We start from the raw sequence: 1,277 nt of genomic DNA on the forward strand, positions 1-1,277 counted from the left end.
GCGGCGAGGTTGAAGGTGCAGACGCGCTCGGTGATGTCGCCGCGGACCGTGTCCTGGACGACATCGGCGGTCTCGACCGTGGCGTAGCCGGCGCCGACGAGGATCTTGGTCGTCAGCGCATGCTGTCCGGTGTCGAAATTGCGGATGCGATGACGCGTCGTGATCTTGCTGGTCGGGGCGGCCAGGGTCGCCACCTCCGAATAGTGGTTGAGTGCCGTCGCCGGCCGCGAGAAGCGGCAGCGCGAGCCCGCGAGCTTCAGCCCCGGCATGGCGTCGGCCGTGCCGGTCATCACGACGCGCAGCGGCAGCAGGTTCGGCAGGCCGGCAAGGATCGACGCTGCGCTTTCGCTCAGGGCCTTCCACACGCCGCCGATCTGGACCTGATATTCCAGCACCGTCGAATCGGGGACGATCGCGTCGGCCAGGATGTCGATGGAAGCGATGCCGCCGGCGAGCGACATGCCGCCGAGATCGACCTCGACGCGGTTGCGCCGGAAGGTGGCGTAATACAGGTCGAACATCAGATGGCGGGTCGGATCGCTCTGCAGCACGCCGCCGTTGAGCCCGTAGAACATCGTGCCCGTCGTCGGCGACGTGCCGGTCTCGACGACCTGATGGTAATAGTCGGCGCCGGTCATCACGACATAGGCGTAGCTCCTGCCGCCCTGCAGGAATGTCGGCGGGATCGCCACCTTGTTCATGCCGAAGCCACCCTCGGGCGTGAAGAAGGTCGCCGGCTGGCTGACCAAAGCGATCATCCGGGTGATGTCGGGCACGCCGTTGACGCATTCGCACAGGCCCGCCCAGAGCAGCCCGTCAGCGGGCTTGCGCGAGATCCGCACGCCGATGGCGGTGCACCAGGCGTCGCGCGGCTGGACGAAAGACTCCAGGAAGGCATAGCCGGTGATCGGCTGGTCGCTGTTGAGGCGGCTCCAATAGGGCGTCGAGAGCGAATCCTGCCAGAATTGGGAGAGCCGATAGATCTTGTGGCCATCGGGATCGACGCGGCCGGTCTCGTAAACCTGGAAGGTCTCGCCCGCCTTCTGGAAGACGCCGAGCGCGCCGGCAGCGGAATAAGAGACCGATCCTCCGGTGAAGAAGGCCGAGCCGGCCGATTGCTCGAATTCGGCGCCGTACCGCACCCGCGAGCGCGTCATGGTCAGCAGCGTCGTGGTGCGAAGCTCGTAGGCATACTGCGCCAGGCTCATCTCGCCGACGCCGCCCTTCACGATGCGCGAGCCGATCTCGTCATAGGCCGGCAGCAAGATCCCGGTGCC

General features: G+C 66.6%; 1 protein-coding gene. It reads right to left on the bottom strand.

What is annotated here, in order from left to right; all coding sequences use genetic code 11:
- The coding region (locus BMZ69_RS31850; protein WP_175507062.1) for a hypothetical protein at positions 1-1,277 on the bottom strand (1,277 nt) is incomplete at both ends.

The organism is Allobosea sp. CRIB-10 (genome assembly GCF_900112185.1).
GTDB lineage: Bacteria > Pseudomonadota > Alphaproteobacteria > Rhizobiales > Beijerinckiaceae > Allobosea.